General features: G+C 55.0%; 24 protein-coding genes and 2 riboswitches. Of the genes, 11 read left to right on the forward strand and 13 right to left on the reverse strand.

Translation table 11 applies throughout. From position 1 onward, the window contains the following. Positions 1-71: 71 nt before the first annotated feature. Complete coding sequence (locus M2120_RS03550) at positions 72-1673, reverse strand: peptide ABC transporter substrate-binding protein (protein ID WP_280797339.1); 1602 nt, start codon at positions 1671-1673, stop codon at positions 72-74. Between the two features lie 224 nt (positions 1674-1897). On the opposite strand from M2120_RS03550, the gene M2120_RS03555 reads away from it, so the two are divergent. From M2120_RS03555 to M2120_RS03565, 3 genes are read left to right on the forward strand one after another with little or no spacing between them, the layout of a single operon-like run. Beyond that, entirely contained in the window at positions 1898-2674 is a 777-nt protein-coding gene (locus tag M2120_RS03555) for a CPBP family intramembrane glutamic endopeptidase (RefSeq protein WP_280797340.1), read from the forward strand. Positions 2675-2699: 25 nt separating this feature from the next. Then, a complete protein-coding gene (locus M2120_RS03560; RefSeq protein WP_280797341.1) occupies positions 2700-3257 on the forward strand; it encodes a hypothetical protein in 558 nt (185 codons plus the stop codon). Between the two features lie 51 nt (positions 3258-3308). Continuing rightward, entirely contained in the window at positions 3309-3911 is a 603-nt protein-coding gene (locus tag M2120_RS03565; protein ID WP_280797342.1) for a TetR/AcrR family transcriptional regulator, read from the forward strand. Here the strand turns inward: M2120_RS03565 and M2120_RS03570 are convergent. The 4 genes from M2120_RS03570 to gcvT all read right to left on the reverse strand — a co-directional run bounded on the left by M2120_RS03570 (position 3908) and on the right by gcvT (position 8999). Further along, positions 3908-4453 carry a cysteine hydrolase family protein gene (locus M2120_RS03570; RefSeq protein ID WP_280797343.1) on the reverse strand — a complete coding sequence of 182 codons (546 nt, stop codon included), beginning with the start codon at positions 4451-4453 and terminating at the stop codon, positions 3908-3910. The two genes, M2120_RS03565 and M2120_RS03570, sit on opposite strands and share 4 nt — an antisense overlap. 65 nt (positions 4454-4518) lie before the next feature. Further along, positions 4519-7419: an aminomethyl-transferring glycine dehydrogenase gene (gene gcvP / locus M2120_RS03575; RefSeq protein ID WP_280797344.1), complete on the reverse strand. Its 2901-nt coding sequence runs from the start codon at positions 7417-7419 to the stop codon at positions 4519-4521. Positions 7420-7485: 66 nt separating this feature from the next. After that, positions 7486-7857, reverse strand: coding sequence for a glycine cleavage system protein GcvH (gene gcvH / locus M2120_RS03580; RefSeq protein WP_280797345.1), 372 nt, complete (start codon positions 7855-7857; stop codon positions 7486-7488). 2 nt (positions 7858-7859) lie between these two features. Beyond that, entirely contained in the window at positions 7860-8999 is a 1140-nt protein-coding gene (gene gcvT / locus M2120_RS03585; protein WP_280797346.1) for a glycine cleavage system aminomethyltransferase GcvT, read from the reverse strand. A gap of 34 nt (positions 9000-9033) precedes the next feature. Then, a riboswitch (glycine riboswitch) is annotated at positions 9034-9130 on the reverse strand. Further along, positions 9131-9222, reverse strand: a riboswitch (glycine riboswitch). Between the two features lie 233 nt (positions 9223-9455). Here gcvT and M2120_RS03590 point away from each other — a divergent pair. From M2120_RS03590 to M2120_RS03610, 5 genes are read left to right on the forward strand one after another with little or no spacing between them, the layout of a single operon-like run. Next, complete coding sequence (locus M2120_RS03590; protein WP_280797347.1) at positions 9456-10181, forward strand: NUDIX hydrolase; 726 nt, start codon at positions 9456-9458, stop codon at positions 10179-10181. After that, entirely contained in the window at positions 10181-11467 is a 1287-nt protein-coding gene (gene nadA / locus M2120_RS03595) for a quinolinate synthase NadA (protein WP_280797348.1), read from the forward strand. The genes M2120_RS03590 and nadA overlap by 1 nt, the downstream gene beginning before the upstream one ends. A gap of 3 nt (positions 11468-11470) precedes the next feature. Continuing rightward, complete coding sequence (gene nadB, locus M2120_RS03600; RefSeq protein ID WP_280797349.1) at positions 11471-13009, forward strand: L-aspartate oxidase; 1539 nt, start codon at positions 11471-11473, stop codon at positions 13007-13009. A 2-nt stretch (positions 13010-13011) separates the two neighbouring features. Continuing rightward, the gene (nadC, locus tag M2120_RS03605; RefSeq protein WP_280797350.1) at positions 13012-13866 is read left to right on the forward strand and encodes a carboxylating nicotinate-nucleotide diphosphorylase; all 855 of its coding nucleotides are present in this window, start codon (positions 13012-13014) and stop codon (positions 13864-13866) included. 9 nt (positions 13867-13875) lie between these two features. Further along, a complete protein-coding gene (locus M2120_RS03610) occupies positions 13876-15030 on the forward strand; it encodes a cysteine desulfurase family protein (RefSeq protein WP_280797351.1) in 1155 nt (384 codons plus the stop codon). On the opposite strand, the gene M2120_RS03615 is transcribed toward M2120_RS03610, so the two are convergent. Together M2120_RS03615 and M2120_RS03620 are read right to left on the reverse strand one after the other, a co-directional pair. After that, positions 15031-15495, reverse strand: coding sequence for an SRPBCC family protein (locus tag M2120_RS03615; protein ID WP_280797352.1), 465 nt, complete (start codon positions 15493-15495; stop codon positions 15031-15033). 10 nt (positions 15496-15505) lie between these two features. After that, positions 15506-16033: an SOUL family heme-binding protein gene (locus M2120_RS03620; protein WP_280797353.1), complete on the reverse strand. Its 528-nt coding sequence runs from the start codon at positions 16031-16033 to the stop codon at positions 15506-15508. Positions 16034-16104: 71 nt separating this feature from the next. Between M2120_RS03620 and M2120_RS03625 the strand changes: the two genes are divergently transcribed. Continuing rightward, positions 16105-17517 (forward strand): MATE family efflux transporter, encoded by a 1413-nt coding sequence (locus tag M2120_RS03625; protein ID WP_280797354.1) that lies wholly within the window; start codon positions 16105-16107, stop codon positions 17515-17517. Here the strand turns inward: M2120_RS03625 and M2120_RS03630 are convergent. The 4 genes from M2120_RS03630 to M2120_RS03645 form a co-directional block, all read right to left on the reverse strand. Further along, positions 17514-17870, reverse strand: a complete 357-nt coding sequence (locus tag M2120_RS03630) for an iron chaperone (protein WP_280797355.1) — start codon at positions 17868-17870, stop codon at positions 17514-17516. The two genes, M2120_RS03625 and M2120_RS03630, sit on opposite strands and share 4 nt — an antisense overlap. Then, positions 17870-18079 carry a DUF4287 domain-containing protein gene (locus M2120_RS03635; RefSeq protein ID WP_280797356.1) on the reverse strand — a complete coding sequence of 70 codons (210 nt, stop codon included), beginning with the start codon at positions 18077-18079 and terminating at the stop codon, positions 17870-17872. Before M2120_RS03635 ends, M2120_RS03630 begins: the two co-directional genes overlap by 1 nt. An 89-nt stretch (positions 18080-18168) precedes the next feature. Continuing rightward, entirely contained in the window at positions 18169-18381 is a 213-nt protein-coding gene (locus M2120_RS03640) for a YgaP-like transmembrane domain (protein WP_280797357.1), read from the reverse strand. Positions 18382-18412: 31 nt separating this feature from the next. Next, positions 18413-18868: a DUF1761 domain-containing protein gene (locus M2120_RS03645; RefSeq protein WP_280797358.1), complete on the reverse strand. Its 456-nt coding sequence runs from the start codon at positions 18866-18868 to the stop codon at positions 18413-18415. A 126-nt stretch (positions 18869-18994) separates the two neighbouring features. Between M2120_RS03645 and M2120_RS03650 the strand changes: the two genes are divergently transcribed. Continuing rightward, entirely contained in the window at positions 18995-19798 is an 804-nt protein-coding gene (locus tag M2120_RS03650; RefSeq protein WP_280797359.1) for an SDR family NAD(P)-dependent oxidoreductase, read from the forward strand. Here M2120_RS03650 and M2120_RS03655 read toward each other — a convergent pair whose 3' ends face one another. Both M2120_RS03655 and M2120_RS03660 read right to left on the reverse strand, forming a co-directional pair. After that, a complete protein-coding gene (locus tag M2120_RS03655; protein ID WP_280797360.1) occupies positions 19799-20263 on the reverse strand; it encodes an SRPBCC family protein in 465 nt (154 codons plus the stop codon). Then, positions 20263-21042 carry an SDR family NAD(P)-dependent oxidoreductase gene (locus tag M2120_RS03660; RefSeq protein WP_280797361.1) on the reverse strand — a complete coding sequence of 260 codons (780 nt, stop codon included), beginning with the start codon at positions 21040-21042 and terminating at the stop codon, positions 20263-20265. The genes M2120_RS03655 and M2120_RS03660 overlap by 1 nt, the downstream gene beginning before the upstream one ends. A 77-nt stretch (positions 21043-21119) precedes the next feature. Here M2120_RS03660 and M2120_RS03665 point away from each other — a divergent pair, with 77 nt between their 5' ends. Beyond that, positions 21120-22418 carry a threonine/serine ThrE exporter family protein gene (locus M2120_RS03665; protein WP_280797362.1) on the forward strand — a complete coding sequence of 433 codons (1299 nt, stop codon included), beginning with the start codon at positions 21120-21122 and terminating at the stop codon, positions 22416-22418. Positions 22419-22420 lie beyond the last annotated feature (2 nt).

Raw genomic sequence — 22420 nt, forward strand, 5'->3', positions numbered from 1 at the left:
ATGAACAGCTTAGGAGTGTGGGGTGGTGGCGCTTGCGCCACCACCCCAGCTCTCTTCTATAGAGTCAGGCTCTACTTCTTAGTGATCTGGTAGTACAGAGGAACAGAGTTCCATCCGAAGACCACGTTCTTGACGAGGGTTGAGTAACCACCGTTGACGTTGCTGTACCACAGAGGTACTGCAGGGAGATCCTGAAGCAGGATGACCTGTGCGTCTTGGAAGTACTTGTTTGCCTCTTCAAGCGAACCAGCTTCGTTACCCTTTGCGAAGAGTGCGTCTACTTGTTCGTTGGAGTAGTCACCATCGTTTGCGCCAGCGTCAGTCTGGTACAGAGGCTCGAGGAAGTTCGCGAGCGCTGGGTAGTCAGCCTGCCATCCGGTGCGGAAAGCGGTGGTGATGGTGCGGTCGGTGACTGCAGTGCGCAGTTCAGCGAAGGTGGGGTATGGAGCGCCAGAAGCGTCAATACCGAGGGTGTTCTTGATGCTGTTGGTCACAGCGTCAACCCATGCCTGGTGGCCACCATCGCCGTTGTAAGCAATCTGGAAGGTTCCAGACCAAGGCGAGATCTTGTCTGCCTGTGCCCAGAGTTCCTGTGCCTTCTTAGCGTTGAAGTCAAGAACATCGGAACCCTTGAGATCCTTCGACCATCCGTCAATTACGGGTGAGGTGAAGTCACGTGCAGGGGTACGAGTGTTGTCGAAGATCACCGAGGTGATTTCGTCACGGTTGATAGCCATCGAGATGGCCTGACGACGCAGCTGGCCTTCTTGACCAGAGAAGTGCGCGAGGCTCTCTGGAATGGTGAAGGACTGGAAGATTGCTGCAGGCTGGTTGACCGCACGATCACCGAGGTCGGTGGTGTAGGTCTTCATTGCGCTGTCAGGAATACCATCCAGAACATCGAGGTTGTCGCTTAGCAGGTCTGCATATGCTGCATCCTGGGTTGCGTAGAACACGATGTCCAGTCCGCCGTTCATTGGCTTACGGCCACCCTTGTAGTCAGGGTTTGCAACAAGGTTGATGTCAACGTTGTGCTTCCATGCACCCTTTTCAGCAACCATGTAGGGACCGTTACCAATGGGGTTCTCCCCGAATGCTTCCATGTCGTCATATGCGACTGAAGGCAGTGGGAAGAATGCCGAGTATCCCAAACGCAGTGGGAAGTCAGACTGTGGGCTGGAGAGGGTGACAGTGAAGGTCAGGTCATCAACAATCTGAAGACCGGTCAGGTCAGTGTCTTCCTCGTAGCTGAAGCCTTCGATTGCATCGAAGAAGTAGCTGTTGAGCTGAGCGTTAGAGAACAGTGCGCCATACTTCCATGCGTCAACGAATGACTTGGAGGTGACCTTTTCACCGTTGGTGAAGGTCCATCCATCGTTGAGGGTAATGGTGTAGGTCTGGTTGTCCTTGGTCTCAATCGACTTGGCAACTTCGTTAACCGGAGCACCCTTCGCGTCGTAATAGACCAGACCAGCGAAGATCGAGTCAACGATCTTTCCACCACCGGTTTCGTTGGTGTTGGTCGGGATCAACGGGTTCTGTGGTTCAGAACCGTTTGTGGAGATGATGTTGGAGTTTCCACCACTTGCTCCGCCTGCTGAACAGCCGGTTAATACCAAGGCTGTTGCGGCTACGAGTGCTACTGCACCCACGCCAATTTTCGATAAACGCACTGTTCCTCCTGGTGAGATGTTGAAGCTCGTCGAGACGTGACGAGCCTGTGCTGTGATTTCAAACTACGCCTTTCGGCATATTTCGACACAAGAAGGGGACGATTCGTTACAAAGTCGTCACATATGCAGCGCATTTCGTTGTGAGAACCCTATAAAACCGATGATGTATTGCATCCTGTGCACAATTCACGCATCTGACGTTTCGCAGAACTAGGCTTATCCGCGTGAGCGAATGGACCAGTAAACAACTCCGGGCACGCACCTGGCTAGAGATTGCCATTGTGCTGGGTCTTTCTCTGGGATCCTCAGCTGTCTACTCCATCGTTTCGCTGATTCGGAAGTTGTCTCAGTCCGAGGCGTTGAACACCCAGAAGGCCGTGATTAACCAGCCACTTGCGGACCAACCAGTGTTTGATTTGATCTATCAACTGCTGGGCATCTTTTTCGGACTCGTGCCCGTGGTGCTGGTTTTCTGGCTACTAGCCAAACCTGGCCTCAGTACATTTAGCCAACTGGGATTCAACTTCAAGGAACCCGGCAAAGACCTCCTGCGTGGGTTTGGCCTGGCAGCAATTATTGGTATTCCTGGGCTTGGGCTCTATTTAGTTGGCAATGCCTTAGGTATCACCACCACGATTGTGCCCACAGCATTAGACACCTACTGGTGGACCATTCCCGTACTTGTCTTGGCTGCCCTCCGTGCGGCACTGGTGGAAGAACTGATCGTGGTGGGCTATCTCTTCACCAAGCTGAGAGAGTTTGGCTGGAAAACTTGGCACATCATCCTCACCTCAGCCGCTTTGCGCGGAAGCTATCACCTCTACCAAGGGTTCGGCCCCTTCGTGGGGAACTTCGTCATGGGTGTGGTCTTTGGTCTGGCCTATCAGCGATGGGGTCGAACCATGCCGCTGGTCATTGCGCACTGGATCTTGGATATTGTCTCGTTCACCGGTTTTGCCCTCGTCAAAGCGCTAGCTCCGGGCTTTCTGCCAGGAACATAAGGCTTGTCGCCATAAGCTTGTGAGCATGTTCAAACGCTTTGCCCTTCTTCTTGTTCTGACTCTCACCGCAAGCTTTGCCCTGAGTGCATGTAGTGCAACAGATAACAAGCATCTCTCTGGTCAGGCAGCTCAAGATGCCCTTCATGCAGTAGTAGAAAACTCGGTGAAGAAGCTCAAGGCAGAAGGTGGCTCAGAAACTCTCGCTGTCGGCCAAACCCAATACGTTGTTATTTACGATCCCTCAGCTGCCGAAGGCAAGCAGGTAGTTACAGCAAACCTGACCAACAACAGTGCTGCAACCTTCGACAAAATCTCTTCAGTTTCGCTTCTTGCCTTAGCTGATCTCATCGCGACGGACACAGTCAAGAAGGCCGATGTTTCCCTGACTAAGAATGTCTTCACCGTCCAAGGAAAAGACTTCCTTTTTGAAATTTTTGTAACCGACGATTTGGTATATAAATCCAACATCTGGAGCTCACAATCTGGCAGCCAAGATGCCCAAATTGTTGTGATTACCTATGGCATCAACGCCGACACCCAGAAGCTGTTTGACTCAGCTGTTGAGCCTGCTCCAGCCCAGTAAAGACAGACTTTTTGTCCAATTCGCCTCTGTTTTTAGAGGATAGAATTAAGCATGCCAAAAACCTCTCACCCCACTCGTGACCGTCTCATTGAGACGATGGTTGAGTTGTTGGATGGTTCTGACCCAGAACACATCACCGCTGATCAAGTACTGACAGCTTCTGGGGTGTCTAAGGGTTCTTTGTATCACCACTTTGAAGACTTCGAAGATCTGCTTGAAGCTGCTCTCATTGCTCGATTTAGTGTGAACGTGGATGCCACCATAGAGGCACTGGCAAAGATTCTTGTCACGGTGAACTCCCGCGAAGATCTCATTGCAGCGCTGCGAGAAATTAACGGGTATAACCAAGCACAATCACGCTCGAGCTATCGCCTAGAACGCGCCCGTGCAGCAGGGCTTACCTATAGCAGCCCACGATTCCACGACGCTCTCGGTGCTGAACAAAAGCGCCTCACGGAAGCCTTTGTTGACCTTTTCAAAGAAGCACAAAATAAGCAGTGGATGTCTACCTCAGTAGATGCTCATGCAGCAGCGGTCTTTGTCCAGGCCTACACCGTTGGCCGCGTTGTCGATGACATTGCACCAGACAAGGTTGACCCAGATGCCTGGATCGACCTCATCATGACTGTGATCGAGAAAGCGATTCTGGCCTAACCAGCCAACACATCTGCGGTGGAGCGGACCGTGGCGAATTCTCCATGCAGGTTCGCTGCTGTCATGCGCGCAACTTCTTCCGCTGGGATGACATTGCCTTCCAGATCCTTCTTGTCGAAGGTGTGGGTTGCATCCAGCACAAAGGTGACGTCATAGCCGAGGTTGCCACCCATTCGAGCAGTGGTTTCACAGCAGAAGTTCGTCATGATGCCACACACCGTAATCGCGTTGATGTCTTCATTTTTCAACCAGGCATCTAGATCTGGTGTGCCATAGAAAGCCGAGTTGACGGTCTTTGTCACGAAGAGATCGTGCGGGCCATCGATGCCAGGTTTGAGGTCATTTCCGGACTGGCCAGGAGCAAGAGGTGAGCCCTGCTTCTTTGAATCGTGCCTCACCAACACCACGGGCTGACCTGTTGAACGCCAGTGTTCAAGAAGTGAAATCACATTGGTTTCGCAGTTGGGGTTATTGCGCGGTCCGTTTCGTGGATCGTCAAAACCGTTTTGAACATCTATAACTACAAGTGCGTTCTTCGTCATGGCTTCAGGCTACTCTTGCGCCGGCAAAGACAGAACCCCCGCACAGGCGGGGGTTCACGTCGTTTTTAGTTTTCAAATGCCTCAGGCGGTGGGCATGAGCACACCAGGTTGCGGTCACCATAGGCGTTATCAATGCGACGCACTGGAGCCCAGTACTTGCTGCGCACGCGCATGGTGCGGGTTGCTGCGTCGAGGCCTTCAGCGAATGGATATACAGCCTTCTCGCGAGAGTAGGGGTGGTTCCACTCGCCAGCAATAGACGCGGCAGTGTGAGGTGCGTTGTGCAGTGGGTTGTCATCTGCAGGCCACTGCCCAGCAAGAACAGCATCTGCTTCTGTCTTGATGGTGATCATGGCGTTGATGAAACGCTCTATCTCATTTAGGTCTTCAGATTCGGTGGGCTCAATCATGAGCGTTCCCGCAACTGGGAAGCTCATGGTGGGGGCGTGGAAACCGAAGTCAACCAAACGCTTGGCCACGTCATCCACGCTCACACCGGTTTCTGCCGTGAGTGGACGCAGGTCCAGAATGCACTCGTGTGCAACGAGACCATTGTCACCGGTGTAGAGGGTGGGGTAGAAAGGTGCGAGCTTGGTGGAGATGTAGTTCGCAGCCAACACTGCAGAAGCTGTTGCCTGGCGAATACCCTGTTCACCCATCATGCGAACATAAGCCCACGAGATGGGAAGAATGCTGGGTGAACCGTAGGGGGCTGCGGAGATTTGTGCACCATCGTGTGTCACGGTGGAGACCTTCTCCCCCTCGACCAAGACGTGGTGTGGGTTCTGGATAGCAAAGTGACCAGGCAGGTAAGGAGCAAGGTGCGCCTTTGCTGCTACTGGGCCAACACCAGGACCGCCACCACCGTGTGGGATACAGAAAGTCTTGTGCAGGTTCAGGTGAGAGACGTCTCCGCCAAAGTCACCAAAGCGTGCAAAGCCGGTCATGGCGTTGAGGTTGGCACCATCGACATAAACCTGACCACCTGCAGCGTGAACTGCTGCGGTGATGTCGGTAACAGCGTGCTCATACACACCGTGGGTGGAGGGGTAGGTGATCATGAGTGCGGCCAGGCTGTCGCTGTGTTCAGCGATCTTGGCCCGCAGGTCATCAAGATCAACGTTTCCGACCTCGTCACAGGCCACCACAACCACACTCATTCCTGCCAACACGGCAGATGCTGCGTTGGTGCCGTGAGCACTGGAAGGGATCAAGCACACGGTGCGCTGTGCATCACCGTTAGCCAGGTGGTATCCACGAATGGCGAGAAGACCGGCAAGCTCACCCTGACTTCCAGCGTTGGGCTGGAGCGAGACAGTGTTGTAACCAGTGAGGTCGACCAGCCACTTTTCCAGCTGAGCAATGAGCTCAATGTAACCGGCAACATCTTCGGCAGGAGCGAAGGGGTGAAGCCCACCAAACTCTGGCCAGGTCACGGCTTCCATCTCGGTTGCCGCATTGAGCTTCATGGTGCAGGACCCCAGAGGAATCATGCCGCGGTCGAGCGCGTAGTCGAAGTCAGCTAGACGCTTGAGATAGCGCATCATGCTGGTTTCACTGCGGTGGGTGTTGAACACGGGGTGCTCAAGGTAGCTCGAGCTGCGCACCAAACCTGCGGGAACTGCAGCAGGCACTGCCTGATAGGCAGCATCTGCTCCGAAGAATCCAGCAACTTCTTCCACTTCACCGGGGGTAGTGGTCTCATCAACCGAGATGGTGATGGTGTCGACATCAACTAGGTTGAGCAGGTAGCCAGCATCCTTGGCAGCGGCAGCAATCGCTGCTGCCTTACCCGGCACCGACACGTGCAGGGTGTCAAAGAAGTTGTCGTGTGAGACGGTGACACCGCCGGCGCGAAGAATCGCTGCCAGTGCGGTGGCACGTTCGTGAACCTGGGTAGCGATTTCTTTCAGGCCTTCAGGGCCGTGATAGACCGCATACATTCCTGCCATCACGGCCAGGAGAACCTGTGCAGTACAAATGTTCGAGGTGGCCTTGTCACGACGAATGTGTTGTTCACGTGCCTGCAAAGTCAGGCGGTATGCAGGCTCACCATTGGCATCAAGGGAGACACCAACCAGACGACCAGGCATGCTGCGCTCAAGACCGGCACGAACGGCAAGGTATCCCGCGTGTGGACCACCAAAGCCCATAGGAACACCAAAACGCTGAGAAGAACCAATGGCCACGTCTGCACCAAGTTCTGCAGGCGAAGAAATGAGGGTTAGTGCCAGCAAATCTGCTGCCACGATGGTGATTGCTCCTGCAGCCTTAGCCTTGGCAATGACGTCACTGGGGTCCCAGATCCGGCCAGAAGCGCCAGGGTATTGAATCAAGACACCAAAGGCTTCGGGGAGTTCAGCACCTGCGGCCAGATCAAGTTCAACAACCTCAATACCCACAGCCGCCACACGACCAGCAATCAAGCTCTTGGTCTGAGCCAGGGTGTCCTTATCCACCACGAAGACGTTCGAATCCACCTTGGAGGAACGACGAGCCAGCAGCATTGCTTCGACAGCAGAGGTGCTCTCATCCAGCATCGAGCCGTTTGCTGTGTCCAAACCAGTGAGGTCGGTAACCATGGTCTGGAAGTTGATGATTGCTTCCAAGCGACCCTGAGAGATTTCAGGCTGGTAGGGGGTGTATGCGGTATACCAGCTGGGGTTTTCCAACACGTTGCGCTTGATTACTGCGGGAGTGATGGTGTCGTAGTAACCCTGACCAATCAGGGAGCGACGCAGGGTGTTCTTTGAAGCAAGCTCACGCAGTTCGGCAAGTGCCTCGCGCTCGGTTGCAGGCTCAGGGAGCAGAGTTGAGCCATCAGCACGGAACTGGTCGACATGAATCGACTCAGGAATAGCAGCCTCAATGAGGTGCTCAATGCTGTCATAACCCAGCTGCTTCAACATGTGTGCTTGAGCAGCAGAATCGGTTCCGATGTGGCGGTTGACGAACGCGTTCGACATTCTTGTTTCCTTGCGTGAAAGTGCACTAAAAGGTGGAGCTGAGCAGCCCAGCAGGCTGCGGTGAAATTACTCGCCGGTGAGAGCGGTGTATGCAGCTGCGTCGAGCAGTGCAGGCACGTCAGAGAAGCTGACCTTGATCAACCAGCCAGCGCCGAAGGGGTCTTCGTTGACGAGCTCTGGGCTAGAGACAACAGCGTCGTTGACCTCGGTGACGGTTCCGGTCACAGGTGCGTAAAGTTCACCAACACTCTTGGTGGACTCGATCTCACCCACCACGGTGCCCGCGGTGATGCTGGAGCCAACCTTGGGCAGCTCTACATAAACAACATCGCCGAGCTTCTCAGCTGCGTAGGCAGTGATACCCACGGTTGCGCTGTCGCCGTCGACAAGCAGCCATTCGTGCTCTTCGGTGTACTGGAGGTTGGTGGGGTTAGCCATGGTTAGTTCTTCTTTCTGCTGTAGAAGGGGAGAGCGGTAACGGTATAGGGAAGTCGGGTTCCGCGGATGTCCACATCCACGACGGTGCCAAGCTCAGACACCGAAGGATCGACGAATGCCATGGCGATGGGGTATTCCAGTGTGGGAGAGAGTGCACCAGAGGTAATCACACCCACCTTGGTATCCCCGGAATAAATCTCGTAGTCAGCGCGAGCAGCACGCTTGCCCTCTCCGACCAGTCCAACCAGCACGGGAGCGTCTGCGGAAACACCCTTCTCGCTAGCTGTGCGGCCGACGAAGTCGCCTTCTTTACTCATCGCAACGACTTTGCCTAAACCTGCCTGCACTGGTGCGGTGGTGAGGTTGAGTTCGTGACCATAGAGAGGCATACCTGCTTCTAAGCGCAGAGTGTCGCGGCACGCCAAACCGGTGGGCACAAGCCCACGGCTTTCCCCGGCAGCCATCAGTGAGTTCCACAGAACTGCTGCGTGCTGAACATCGACATAGAGCTCAAAGCCGTCTTCGCCGGTATAACCGGTGCGACCAATCAGCATGGGGTTACCCAAGAAGGTTGCTGGCAGTGACCAGTAGTACTTGAGGGTCTCCAGTGTTGACTCGGGACGATCAGCTGCGTCAGCAGCAAGCTCGAGGCCCACGGTGTGCTGCAGAATCTCCAAAGCGTTGGGGCCCTGAACAGCAATGAGTGCCGTGGCATCACTCTCGTCCATGACGTTGACATCAAAGCCGGTGGTGCGGTGGGTCAATGCTTCGACGGCAGGGAAACGGTTGCCTGCATTCGCAACAACCAACCAGTGCGTCTCCCCCAGGCGATAAACCACGAGGTCATCGATGATGCCGCCTGCTTCGTTAAGCAGGAGGGAGTACTTGGCCTGACCAATATTGATTGCTGAGAGCTTGCCCGCGAGTGCGTAGTCGAGGAATGCTCCTGCGTCTGGGCCGGTGACGGAGATCTCTGCCATGTGGGAGATGTCGAAGATTCCGGCAGCGGTGCGCACGGCGTGGTGTTCTGCCAGGTCACTGTCATAGCGCACGGGCATCATGAAGCCCGCAAAGTCGGTGAAGCTTGCACCGAGCGCTTCGTGCACAGCGTGCAGAGGCGAGTATCGAGGTGAGTCTGACATGAGTTCTCCGATCGGTTTAACACCTTCGTGTGGGAACTCCCCCTCTGTCATTGGTGCCTGAGAGCTTCGCTGCTGGTGCAGCTTTCACCGTGGGCGAGATGTGTTGTTCCACATCTTCTTTTCAGAGTGGTCCGTTCGGTGCGGTACGCGTACCTGAGAGATTGTCGGGGAGGATTGCTCCTTCGGTGTTCACCTCGGGGGTGAACTCTCCCGCATCGATCGTTTGACCTCGATATTCAGTTAGTTCCTCAAGTCTACGGCGCATAAGGCAGATAACCACCACGGTTTTTGGCGATATCGGAACGAATACAGAAACTGACCTCAAGTCAGGGTTGAAGGTAGAAAGACGTGCACGGGAGGATTTCCACTGCAGATAGTGCTCTTCTGGCGTTTGAGTCAGAATGACACTAAGATAGTTCTACTTAGAGTCATTCTGACTTTTACAAAGTAGGGACTATGTCAACTTCTGAGAGCCATGTCGCACTCGCCGTGTCCACGGTGATCTTTGCACTGCGCCCCTCAGCAGAAGGTGAGCCCGAACTCGTACTCCCCCTGGTCCGGCGCATCCGCGAACCCTATGAGGGACAGTGGGCACTACCCGGCGGTCCCCTCAACCTGCACGAAGACCTGGCAGAGGCAGCATCGCGCACACTTCTAGAAACCACCGCACTCGAGCCTCGCTACCTCGAACAGCTCTACGCCTTCGGACAGCTCGATCGCTCCCCCGATGACCGCGTGGTCTCGATTGTGTATTGGGCACTCGTGGCAGGTGAAGAAGCTGACCGTGCAATCCAGAGCGAAAACGTGCAGTGGTTTAGCGCAGATGACCTCCCCGAGCTCGCCTTTGATCACAACCTGATTGTGGATTACGCACTGTGGCGTTTGCGCACCAAGCTCGAATACTCCCGCATTGCTCACGGCTTCTTAGGTGAAACATTCACATTGGCGCAGCTGCGCGAGGTATATGAAGTCGTTCTGCGCAAGCCGGTAGACCCTGGAAACTTCCGACGCATGGTGGAAGCATCCGGAACCGTGGTTCCCACCGGCGAGCGCCTAGCGGGCACTCCCCACCGTCCACCCCAGCTCTATCGCTACAACACCTCTATCGATTTATCAGACCAAGGTCCACTCTCACGCCTGGGTGCACCCCGCACCCTGGCTTCCACCCGAGGAGAACACTGATGACCCCGACCGCCTCGGTCAACGACCGCATTCAACTCATTGCCCAAGGCAAGAGCAGCGACACCACCTGCTCCCCCTCGCTGGCGCAAGGCCCCTGGGAGTTCGACAAGGGAACACCTGGCTATGGCCCTGGTGCCTCGATGGGAGATGTCATCCCCACCGGGTCTCCTGTGCAGGGCGGATTGCCCGAGGAATACAAGGTTGCGAGCAATGACGAGCTCCACGAGCGCATTCGTGCGGCGAAGGAGACCCTCGGCGACAAGGTTGTCATCTTGGGCCACTTCTATCAGCGCGATGAGATTGTTCAGCATGCCGACTACCTCGGAGACTCTTTCCAGCTTGCCGTTGCCGCGAAGGGCCGCCCCGAAGCAGAAGCCATCGTGTTCTGCGGCGTGCACTTCATGGCAGAAACCGCAGACATTCTCTCCTCCGATAACCAGAAGGTCATCCTGCCCAACCTGGCTGCCGGCTGCTCTATGGCAGATATGGCCGATATTGACTCGGTGACCGCGTGCTGGGAACAGCTCGAAGAGCTCTATGGCACTGAACCAGATGAGCAGGGTCGCGTTCCTGTAATTCCTGTGACCTATATGAACTCATCTGCTGCCCTCAAGGGGTTCTGTGGTGAACATGGTGGCATTGTGTGCACGTCCTCGAACGCGGCAACAGTTCTGGAGTGGGCTTTTGAGCGTGGACAGCGCGTTCTGTTCTTCCCCGACCAGCACCTGGGCCGCAACACTGCCAAGGCGATGGGTATTCCGGTTGAACAGATGCCGTTGTGGTGGGGACGCAAGCCCCTGGGCGGAAACACCGAAGAAGACCTTCACGATGCGAAGGTGATTCTGTGGAACGGTTTCTGCTCTGTTCACAAGCGCTTCACCGTTGAGCAGATCGATAAGGCTCGTGCTGAGCACCCTGGCGTTCGTGTGATTGTTCACCCCGAAAGCCCCATGGCCGTGGTGGATGCCTCTGATGAATATGGCTCCACCGATTACATCCGAAAAGCCGTTGAGGCGGCTACTGAGCCAACCACCTTCGCTATCGGTACCGAGATCAACATGGTGCAGCGCCTGGCAGCTCAACACCCCGAGCACACCATCTTCTGCCTCGACCCTGTGGTCTGCCCCTGCTCCACGATGTATCGCATTCACCCCGGCTACCTAGCCTGGGTACTCGAGCGCCTCGTCGCCGGTGAAGTAGTCAACCAGATCACCGTGGATGAGTCTGTAGCTGAGCCTGCACGTGTTGCACTCGAGAGGATGTTGGCAGCAAAGCCAGCCAACTAAGTCATGGCCAAAGTAGTTGTTATCGGCAGCGGCGTCGCAGGTTTGATCGCCGCCGCACAGGCGAGCCGTGATCACGAGGTAGTCCTTGTGACCAAGGCAAACTTGGCCGAAAGCAACACTCACTATGCCCAGGGCGGTATTGCTGCGGTGGTCTCTAGCGAGGACACCGTGGCAGAACATGTGGCAGACACCATGTTTGCCGGTGCTGGCATGTGCTGGGAACCTGCCGTCGAAGTTCTCTGCACCGAAGGCCCTGCCTGCATTAATGACTTGGTCAACTACGGCGTTGAGTTTGACCGTAAAGATGGTGCCTTGGCGATGGGTTTGGAAGCAGCCCACTCCCACCCTCGAATCGTGCATGCCGGCGGGGATGCCACCGGTGCTGTCACAAGTTCTGCGCTGGTTGAGACCGTGAAGCGCACCGCTACCGATATTCACGAATATGCATTCGTGGCCGACATTGTGGTGGAGAACGGCAGAGCGTGTGGTGTTCAAGTCTTAGATGCCGACGGCCTGCATTTCATTGCAGCCGATGCCATTATTTTGGCCAGCGGTGGCGCTGGACAGCTTTACCGCCACACCACCAATCCCAGTGTCACAACTGGTGATGGTGTTGCAGCGGCGTTCCGCGCCGGTGCTCAGTTAGCGGATGTGGAGTTCTACCAATTCCATCCCACCGCCTTGGCTGTTCCGGGATCTTTCCTCATCTCAGAAGCAGTACGCGGTGAAGGTGCTGTGTTGGTCGATGCACACGGCAATCGCTTCATGCAAAAGATTCACCCCTTGGCAGAACTGGCACCACGTGACGTTGTTGCCCGGGGTATTCAGCGCACCATGATCGAACAGGGTGGTCAGCCTGTCCTGCTCGATGCCACCTCACTGGGTTCAGATTTCCTTTCCCAACGCTTCCCCAGCATTACCAAAGCGTGCCGCTCCTATGGCTTGAACTGGGGGAAGGAACCTATTCCGGTTACCCCGGCAGCCCACTATTGGATGGGTGGCATCGCCACCGATACCTTCGGTCGCACCTCTGTGCCGGGATTGTTTGCCGTGGGTGAAGTTGCCTGCACCGGAGCTCATGGGGCAAACCGCTTAGCTTCCAACTCTCTACTTGAATCAATCGTCTTTGCCTACCGGGCGGTATCCGCTATTGGTCAGGGCTGGCCTGCTGATGCCCCCAGCGTTCGCTGGGAGCAGGCAGGCCCCCTGCACGAGCTCGAGCTGAAAGAACCAGACCACACCCAGACAGCACAGGTGGTGGACCGTGTGGAGTTGCAAACACTGATGTGGGACAACGTGGGTCTTGCCAGAACCCGCAGTGAACTTGAGGCAGCCATGACTCAATTGCACTCCTGGCGCCCAGCTGATCCAGCACACCGCCTCTTCCCTGACTGGGAAGATGCGAACCTCTTACTTCTTGCTCGCACGGTGACCGAGGCTGCCCTTGCGCGTGAAGAATCACGCGGTGGACACTTCCGCCTCGATTTCCCCGAGACCGACCCCACCCAAGCACGACCTATCACCCTGGTTCGAAAGGCTTAACCATGTTGGATCAGAACACCATTGACCAGGTCGTGAAGGCAGCACTACTCGAAGATGCCCCCACCGGTGACATCACGTCCCTGCTGGCGATTACCGAAGAGGCGAGCGCAACCGCTGTCCTGGCAGCGCGTGAAGCAGGAACTTTCTCCGGTGCTGACGTGTTCGAAGCAGCATTTCGTCTGACTGACCCTCGCATTACTGTCGAGCTTCTCAAACACGATGGTGACCGGTTTGTTCCTGGTGACGAACTTGCAAGGGTGAGCGGACCTGCCAGAGGTATTCTCACCGCCGAACGCATTGGCTTGAACTTCACCCAGCGCATGTCCGGCATTGCCACGCTCACAGCCAGATATGTGGATGCCATTGCTGGCACCGGTGCCACCATCCTGGACACCAGAAAGACCACCCCGAACCTGCGAGCCTTCGAACGTCACGCAGTGGTCTGCGGTGGCGGAACAAACCACCGCCTCAACCTCTCCAGCGCCTTCATGGCTAAGGACAACCACTTGGCCGTCCTGTTGGCTGGTGGTAAGGATCTGACCACAGAATTACGCCGGGTGAAGTCTGAATTGCCAGCCGATGTGAAGTTCGAGGTTGAAGTTGACCGCCTCGACCAAATTGAACCGGTCATTGCCGGCGGTGTGGACATCATCATGCTCGATAACTTTTCACTCGAAGATCTCAAGACAGGTGTTGCTCAGGTTGCCGGTCGTGCCGTCGTGGAAGCAAGCGGCGGGGTGAACTTGGACACTGTCCGCGCCATTGCCGAAACCGGTGTGGACGTAATCTCGGTTGGTGCTCTCACACACTCTGCCCGTGCCCTGGATCTTGGCCTTGACGTCACGATTGATTCCTAGGCCCTGCTCATGATCTATCTCGATAACGCAGCGACAACGCCGGTCATCCCGAAGGCACTAGAAGTTGCGTGGTCCTATCTCACCACTGAGTTCGGCAATCCTTCGAGCACCCATGAACTTGGTCTGCGTGCTGGTACTGCACTAGAAGATGCCCGTGCCAGGTGCGCAAAGTGGCTGGATGTTCCAGGTGCTGACATCGTTTTCACCTCCGGAGGAACAGAGGGAGACAACCTCGCCATTACCGGCCTCGCTCTTGCCAATCCTCGAGGCAAACACATCATTTCTGTCCCCACCGAGCATGAGGCAGTGCTCGAAACCCTCAGATTCCTGGAGCGTGTGCACGGCTTCGAGATCACCTGGTTGAGCGTGGACCGTGAAGGCATGATTGATCTCCACGAGTTCACCTCCGACTTGCGCCCAGACACCTCGCTAGTCACGCTGATGTTGGCAAACAACGAGGTCGGCACCATTCACCCCCTGCCAGAGATCATTCAGGCAGCCCATGCCGCAGGTGCCCTGGTTCACACCGACGCAGTTCAGGCCGCCGGTTGGCTTGATATTCGCGGCGGGAAAAATGGAACACTTCTTTCCGGTGTTGATGCCCTGACCATCTCTGGCCACAAACTTGGTGCACCTAAGGGAAGTGGACTCACCTACATTCGTGGACGCTACGCAGTAGAACCTCTTCTTCACGGCGGAGGCCAGGAACAGGGTCGGCGCTCAGGCACTGAAAATGTGGCATGGGCACTCGCCCTGGCCACCGCACTCGAAGCACTGCCCGAACCCACAGCAGAAGCAGAGCGAATGGGCACACTGCGAGATGAATTCATCTCCGCCGTGACCAGCACCATTCCTCACGCTGCGCTCACCGGAAGCCCAGCACACCGCCACCCAGCCATTGCCAGCTTCACCTGCGCTGGACTGAACGGTGAAACACTGCTTCTCGAACTAGAACAACGAGGCGTCATCGTCTCGAGTGGATCGGCCTGTGCTGCAGGCAGCGATGAACCATCCCACGTGCTGCTTGCGTGTGGCATCGATGCCGACACCGCACAAACTTCAGTGCGGTTCAGTTTCTCCCACCACACCACGGCAGAAGAACTCCACCTCGCAGCAGCTGCCTTTGCCGAGGCAGTAGCAGCAGTCAGTTCACTTTCGAACTAGTTACTTCGCGGTCTTTGCTTCAACAACGCTCTTGAGCTTGCCGAGGCCATCGGCAAAGTTCTTAGCCATCATCTTGTCGAACTTGAACAATGCGTTCATAATCTGACCGCCGAGGCCACGCTCGCCACCCAGGAACCAGGTCACCGTGGTGACCCCGTCAGTTTCTGTGATGAGGTATTCACTCAGCGCTTTGTCTTTGCCATTGAACTCCATGTCAAAAGCAATCTTGTTGGGCTTGGTGCTGACCGTCATGGTCATAGAACCAGAACCAATGCGCTTGCCCTTCCATGCATACACAGCACCAACGCCGGTAGCTGGGGTGCTGATGCTGCTGACAATGCTGGGGTCCATAGCAACGAAGGGAGACCAGGCATCGAGCTGGTTGAGGTCGTTGAGAACATCAAACACCACGTCAATGGGGGCGTTGATGTCTTCGGAAACTTGGAGGGAATAAGGCTTAGGCATGCCCACAAGCTTAAAGGGTTGAACCTGTTGGCGCGAGCGCGATCAACACTTCATTGCGCTTGAGAAACCACGGCTTCCAGGGAGGATCAAAGCGAGCAAAATAGACGCCACCTTCGGTGACTAATCCCGCCTCTGCGACAAGGCGTTCAAGTTCTGTACCTTTACTTTCAAAACGTTCGGCATTCCACCCGCCACCAAACTTAATTGCCGCCACGTCATGTGCTGAAACAACCTGGGTGCTCACACGAGAGTTCGCAGGTAGGGGAATGCTGCTCACATCCATGCCTGCAGGGAGGACGAAGGACACTGTGTGCTCGTGGGCCGAAGCACTGTGTTGCAACACCGGTGCCGTCATTGCGATTTTCTGGTTATTTCTGTTATTTCCCGAGATGTAACTCACCAGTGGACCAAAGGCAACGTTTCCTGCCCGCATGAAATCACCTTGGACAGTTGTTTGCACGAGAACATACTGCGGGTAATGACGTATTTCGAAAGAACCCAACTCTTTCAGCACGGTGTAGGGCTGTTCTTCAGTCATAACGCCAGTGTAAACACCTGGACTGTTAGTCGACTGAGAATACTGAGCATCGGGCGTAGAGTTATTCAGCTATGCAGCAATCCCTCCTGCCTCCCACCTCCAGCAAAGACATCGCCAATATTGCGATTCCGGTCAGTCTGGAATTCGTCTTTATCCTGGTGTTGAACTTCATCAACCAGGTCGTTGTCGGCGCTCTGGGAGCCGTTGCTGTTGCGTCGGTGGGACTAGTCAACAGCTTGAACCTCATCCCCACCATGACCCTGGGCGCACTGGGAACAAGTGCGTCCATATTGGTCGCACGCGCCTATGGCGCCAAGCGAGAGAAAGAACTTAGCACTGCAGTTTCTTCCGCACTGGTGGTGGCCATCGGTATTTCTCTGATCATTGCCACCCCAATGATTGTGTTTCCTCACAACATCTTGCAATTCTTTGGCGCATCCACCGATGTGCTCAAGCAGGGGCCTGAATTTATGGCTGTGTTGGCACTGAGCCTTCCCTTTGCCGTCGTCTCTGCTGTGTTTAGCGGCATTCTGCGCTCTGCAGCACACCCCAAGTCTCCGATGGTTGCCACCATCATCACCACGGTGTTGAACACCCCCTTAGCCATCATCTTGGTTTTCGGCTGGGGTGTGATTCCTTCGATGGGAATCGTGGGTGCCGCCTGGGCAACACTGATTGTCAGCGTGATCAAGGCCATAGTGCTCGCCATTCAAACCTTTGGTCTCTACCGCATAGCCGGATGGGAACTGCCTGGTAACTGGGGTGGCTGGAAGTTCGTGCTTGTTCCCCTGTTTGTGTTGGCCGTGCCCCTGGCATTGACCACCATTTTCTGGACATCTGGCAACTTCATTTACAACGTCATTGCCCAGCAAATCAGCAACGATGCCCTAGCGGTGCTTCAGATTTTCGGCGCGCTTGAGGCAGTGTTCTTTGTTGCGAGCTTGGGTCTCATGAGTGCGGTCACTGCCCTTGCCGGCCGTGCCGTGGGTGCCGGTGACGGAGCGTTAGCCAAAGCGTGGATTGCCAAGATCAAGCGTGTGGGTATCTGGACTGGTGTCGGTTTTGGCGTGCTCTTTGCGTTGAGTTCCTTGGCCGTGCCTGACATGTTCCCCGAAATTGGTCCTTCGGTCTTGGTGCCGGTCACCTTTGCGATCTTGCTCAATGCCGCCATTCAGTTCGTGAAGGTGCGCATTGCCCTGCTGGGAGCAGCCATCTTGCCCAGTGGTGACGATGTGAAGGGTGTGGTCATGGGCGACTTCATTGCACCGTTCTTTGTCGGTGTTCCCATCGTGATCGCTCTCGCATTCTTCACACCGCTAGGAATTTATGGCCTCTTCATTGGCCGCACCATTGAAGAATTCTTCAAGGTGTTCTTCTTTAGTTGGCGCGAACGTCGAATTCAGTGGCAGGCCGTGGCGGATAAGCACTTCGTTCCTGAAGAGCTACCCGATGAGCCCACGACGGGCATCATTCAGATTCCTTAAGCAAAAGCTTGGTTCATGCGCACAGCAATGAGTTTTTCCACCAGTGCATCTGGCAAGGCACCATCTATGGGGAATTTCATTCCCCCGCCTTTTTCTGAGACTTCGTAACCTGCGAGGTCATCCATCATGACCTTGAATACCTGGCCTGAGTGCGGGTAATAGCCAATGTGTTTCTTATAGGAGGCGAAACCAGCCACAACCTTGCCGTTGACTCTAAACCCGGGCATGCCATAGGAAATGCACTGTTCAGCTTCAGGGATAACGTCCAAAATCTGCTCACGCAGGTGAGTCAGCGTGGAGCGTTGAGGCTCGGGCTGAGCAGCGATATAGGCATCAACTTCTGCAGTAGACATCAGAGACCGTTGTTCGCCCGATACACCGCAACCACAGCGTTGGCGTGGCCATGCCCCATGCCGTGCTCGGTTTTGAGGTAGTCGACCTGCTCCATGTGCTTCTTGTCTTTGACTGCGTCTAATTGGTCCATCCAGTGCGAGATTGGTTGACCATACTTCTTCTCAATAGAAGGGAAGTAGGAAGCGGGGCCTTGAACTTTTTCGGTCATGAAAATCAGAATACTCACTGCACTACAACTGGGGTAGTTAACGACACATGCCCCCGAATGTTCGGGGGCATGTGGTCAAAGATGAATCGTTAGCGGCGGTTGTCGTTGCCGTTGAATCCGCGACCAAACAGTGGTGCGAAGTAGCAGGTGTCAGATGCGCCGGCTGCAATAAGCAGAAGGCCGATCAGCATGAATACTGCACCAATGGGACCCCAGGTGAGTGCAGCAATTGCAAGAACCAGACCAACAATGATGCGTGCCCAACGACCGAAGGTCGATGACATGAAAGCGGTGAAACCCATAATGACTCCTTGTTCCGGGGGTAGTTCTAGATTACTGCCACGCGCCAATAATGAGGCCCATAATGGTCAGGTTCACCACATCACTGGAAACTTCAATTGCCCACACCTTGAATCCTTGACCTGCAAAAAGACGATGGGACAGCGACGACGCGGCAGCAAGACCAAGACCTAAGAGCAAACCAACAAGCCCACCTTCAAGAGCTCCGAAGTGGGGCGAAACCGCCGCGACAAAGTAAATAACCGTAGCTACAGCAATTGCTTCGACGAATGCAGCAATGGCGGTGGCGCCGAAAGTGACCGCCATATTGCCGGTAACTTCCATGTTGTTTGGATCTTTACCCATCGCTCTCCACCAGATAGGAAAAAACGTCTTGGGGCCAAACCAGATTGCACCGGCAATAAATGCGGCCACAAATGCAACAATTATGGCAAGCCAGTTGAGCTGGGTAAATACCCACACAGGGGCGAATAGTGGTGCTTCAAACATGAATTTTCCTTACGCGAATTGATTCCATGTTAGGACCGCTCAGTGGCATTACTCACTAACCTCTCACCCCATTTCAGGAGGATACTGAAACTGGAGGGGGTGCTCCCTTTCAGGAAGAGATACATCATGGATATCGCAGGCAAGGTTTTTGTTGTTACCGGTGGCGGTAACGGAATTGCACGAGAACTCGTTCTTCAGCTCCTGGCCAAAGGCGCAACAGTTGCTGCCGTGGATCTCAATGCCGAAGGTTTGAAAGAAACCAAGAAACTTGCTGGCAAAGATGCCAAGCTCTCCACCCACACCCTCAACATCACGGACCGCGCCAAGGTGATGGCACTGCCCAAGGCAGTGATCACCAAGCACGGTCAGGTCGATGCCCTGGTGAATGTTGCTGGAATTATTCAGCCGTTTGTGAAAGTGAATGACCTCGAATTCGATGCCATTGAGCGTGTGATCAATGTCAACCTCTATGGCACCATCAACACCGTGAAGGCCTTCCTGCCCGAATTGCTCAAGCGACCAGAGGGTTATGTTGCCAACGTTTCCAGCATGGGTGGCTATGCCCCTGTTCCAGGCCAAACCATCTATGGCGCCACTAAGGCAGCAGTGAAACTGCTGACTGAGGGGCTGCACTCCGAGTTGATGGACACCAACGTTCATGTCACTGCGATCTACCCTGGCGCCATTGAGACCAACATTGCTCAAAACTCAGGTATGGCTATGCCAGCAAATACTGATGTTCACGAAGGCAATAAGTTCAAAATGACCAGCGTGAAGGTGGCAGCAGAAACCATCATTGGCGCCATAGAGAAGAACGCCTACAAAGTCTTCATTGGTTCAGATGCCAAGACCATGGACAAGCTCACGCGCCTGATGCCACAGAAGGCAGCAGAGCTGATTTATAAGCAGATGAAGTCTCTGCTGGGCTAATTACCCCAGGTAGTCAGCAAGGGACTGGAAATAACTTTCCATTCCTGCTTTTGCCAGAGGAATGTGCTCTTCTGGAAGCTCGCCATACTGGCTGAAGCGAACCCACGTGCCAGTTGGACGCTCTTCGAAGTCGACTACAACCTTGGCGAACTCGCCTGAGAGGTCTTTCGCCACGAACTCGGCAGGGTCCTGGGTGTAGAACATGGTGTGTTCGAGGAGCTTGCCCTCTTCGACTGCGGTGTATTGACCCCAGAAGCAGGACTGCATGTTGTGCTCGGGCACATCAACCGCAATAGCCCAGTTACCGCCGACAACCGGCTCAGAAACTGACGAACCAACCACGTTCGTAAGAACGGTGGGGTGATACCAAGCCTCGAGCTGAGCTGCATCCGTCCATGCTTCCCAAATGCGTGCCATGGGCTGGCTGTATTCGCGCTCGACAGAGTAGAGGAAGTTGTGTTGCATTATTTCTCCTTCGGTAGGAACATCTTGCCCACCAACTTGATCACGGCTTTCTTGGGGAAGAAACGCACCAGCCCAGCAGCGAAAGCGTTCGATCCGCCAACAACAACGGAGGGAACATTCTTCTCCAGTGCTGAGAAGGTTGTCTCCACCACGGCAGAGGCTGGCATTGCCTTGCCCGCGGGTGAACCACCGGCAACAACAAAGAATTCAGACTCAGTGGAGCCAGGGCTCACAGCCAGGACACGAACCTTGGATTCACCGAGCTCTCCCCAGAGAGCTTCGGTGAAGCTGCGAACAAAGGCTTTTGTAGCGCCATAGACGGCCATGCCGGGCACCGGTTGGAAAGACGCGGTGCTGGCAATGTTGACCACAACACCACTGTTGCGCTGAACCATAGCTGGCAAGAATGCCGCGGTGAGATCCACCAGGACACCGATGTTGAGAGTGATCTCTTCTTGCGTCTTGCTGCGATCTTCCTTCACGAAGAAACCGTTGAGACCAAAACCTGCGTTGTTGATTAACACATCAACACTGAGCTTCTTCTTGGCAATCTCTTTCTCGAGCTTGGCCACAGCATCAGGTGCGGTCAGGTCATGAGGCACGACCTCTACCTCTACCGAGTACTGCTTCTTCAGACGAGTTGCGAGAGCTTCTAACCGGTCCTTGCGACGCGCAACAAGAATGAGGTTGCTGCCGCGGGCAGCAAAACCATCAGCATATGCAACGCCAATGCCCGAGCTCGCTCCCGTAATCAGAGCAGTTTTGCCGGTGTATTCCATGAAGAATCCTTCTGAACTCGCAAATAGTTGTTCGGCGTCAAGTCTAGGACTTCCCCGGTCTTTGTTACCGTTGTTTCATGACCGAGCACGCAGCTACTCCCCCCACAAAGCCAGACGTGACAGAGATGCTCTCTGAAGCAGCGGCAGCACTGGTGAGCTCGACCTACCCAGCACCGCAGGCCGAAGAAGTACTTCGAGGTCTCGCCGAGGCATATAACGCCGATGCTGAACTCGTTCTGCTGCCCACCCTGGTCCTCACCGAGACCAAGAAGCACGGGGTTCCGCAGCTGCGCGTGGTGAAGAACAGCTACCGATTCGACCAAATGGTGGAAGTTCAGTCAGTGATGGCGCATGCCCGCCACAACAAGGACGATGCCCACGATGTGGCGGAGAGTTTGCGAGCGATTGGCAGCAAAAAGCCGATATATCCTTCCTGGTTGCGGGTCATTGGTTACGCACTTTCGGCTCTGGGCTTTGGTGCGGCATTTCGTTTAGACCTTCCCGCATTGGCAGCAGTGACCCTCATGGGTTTACTGGTGGGCGTATTGGTCTTGAATTTGAGCCGCAGTACTCGTTTTGCTGCACTGCTACCTTTGATCGCCACTTTTGTCGCAGGTCTCATGGTTGCGGGAACGTCACTACTGTTGGACAAACCAGATCCTGTGCGCATGGTCGCTATGCTCATAGTTGTGCTCTTGCCGGGTGCAACCCTCACCTCAGGAATAATTGAACTGGTCAGTGGCTATATGGTTTCTGGGTCATCGAGGCTGATGTATGCGCTGATGATTTTGGGCAGCATGGCTTTCGGCGGAGCCTTGGCCATTGCTGCCAGTGGTATTCCTTCCTCTCGCCTGGAAGATGTCACCGCAACCTTGACGCCTGAATGGGTTGCTTGGGCAGGTGCTGCCATCTACGGCATCGGCACCTTCCTCTACTTCTGCACGCCAGTGCGACTGTGGTTGCCTAGCTTGTTTGTGATGATGCTGAGCTTCGCCATCTCCGTCTTAGCTGTGCCCAGCCTGGGAGTGCCCCTCTCGGCAGGTATTGCCACCGCATTCGGGCTCATTACTTCATGGGCAATCAATGCTCGCCTGGGTGGAGGTCCTGGTGATCTTGCGATCTTCTTGCCCACCTTCTGGCTGATTGTTCCCGGCTCCACCGGCTTTGTTGCCATGACCGGTGAATTGGAATCAGCAAAGAACCTCAGTGATGTTGCCAACACTGCCATGCTGACATTCTTTGCCATGGCCATCGGCATGATGTTGGCCACAGCGGTTTATCCGCTGCTGACCAAAATCACTCCTGATGCCAAGCTCATTATGCGCAACGGTAAGGGTCTGATTTTGAGTGCGGTGAATATCAAACCCACGAAGTAGTG

Origin of the sequence: Aurantimicrobium minutum (assembly GCF_029893825.1) — a bacterium.
GTDB lineage: Bacteria > Actinomycetota > Actinomycetes > Actinomycetales > Microbacteriaceae > Aurantimicrobium > Aurantimicrobium minutum_C.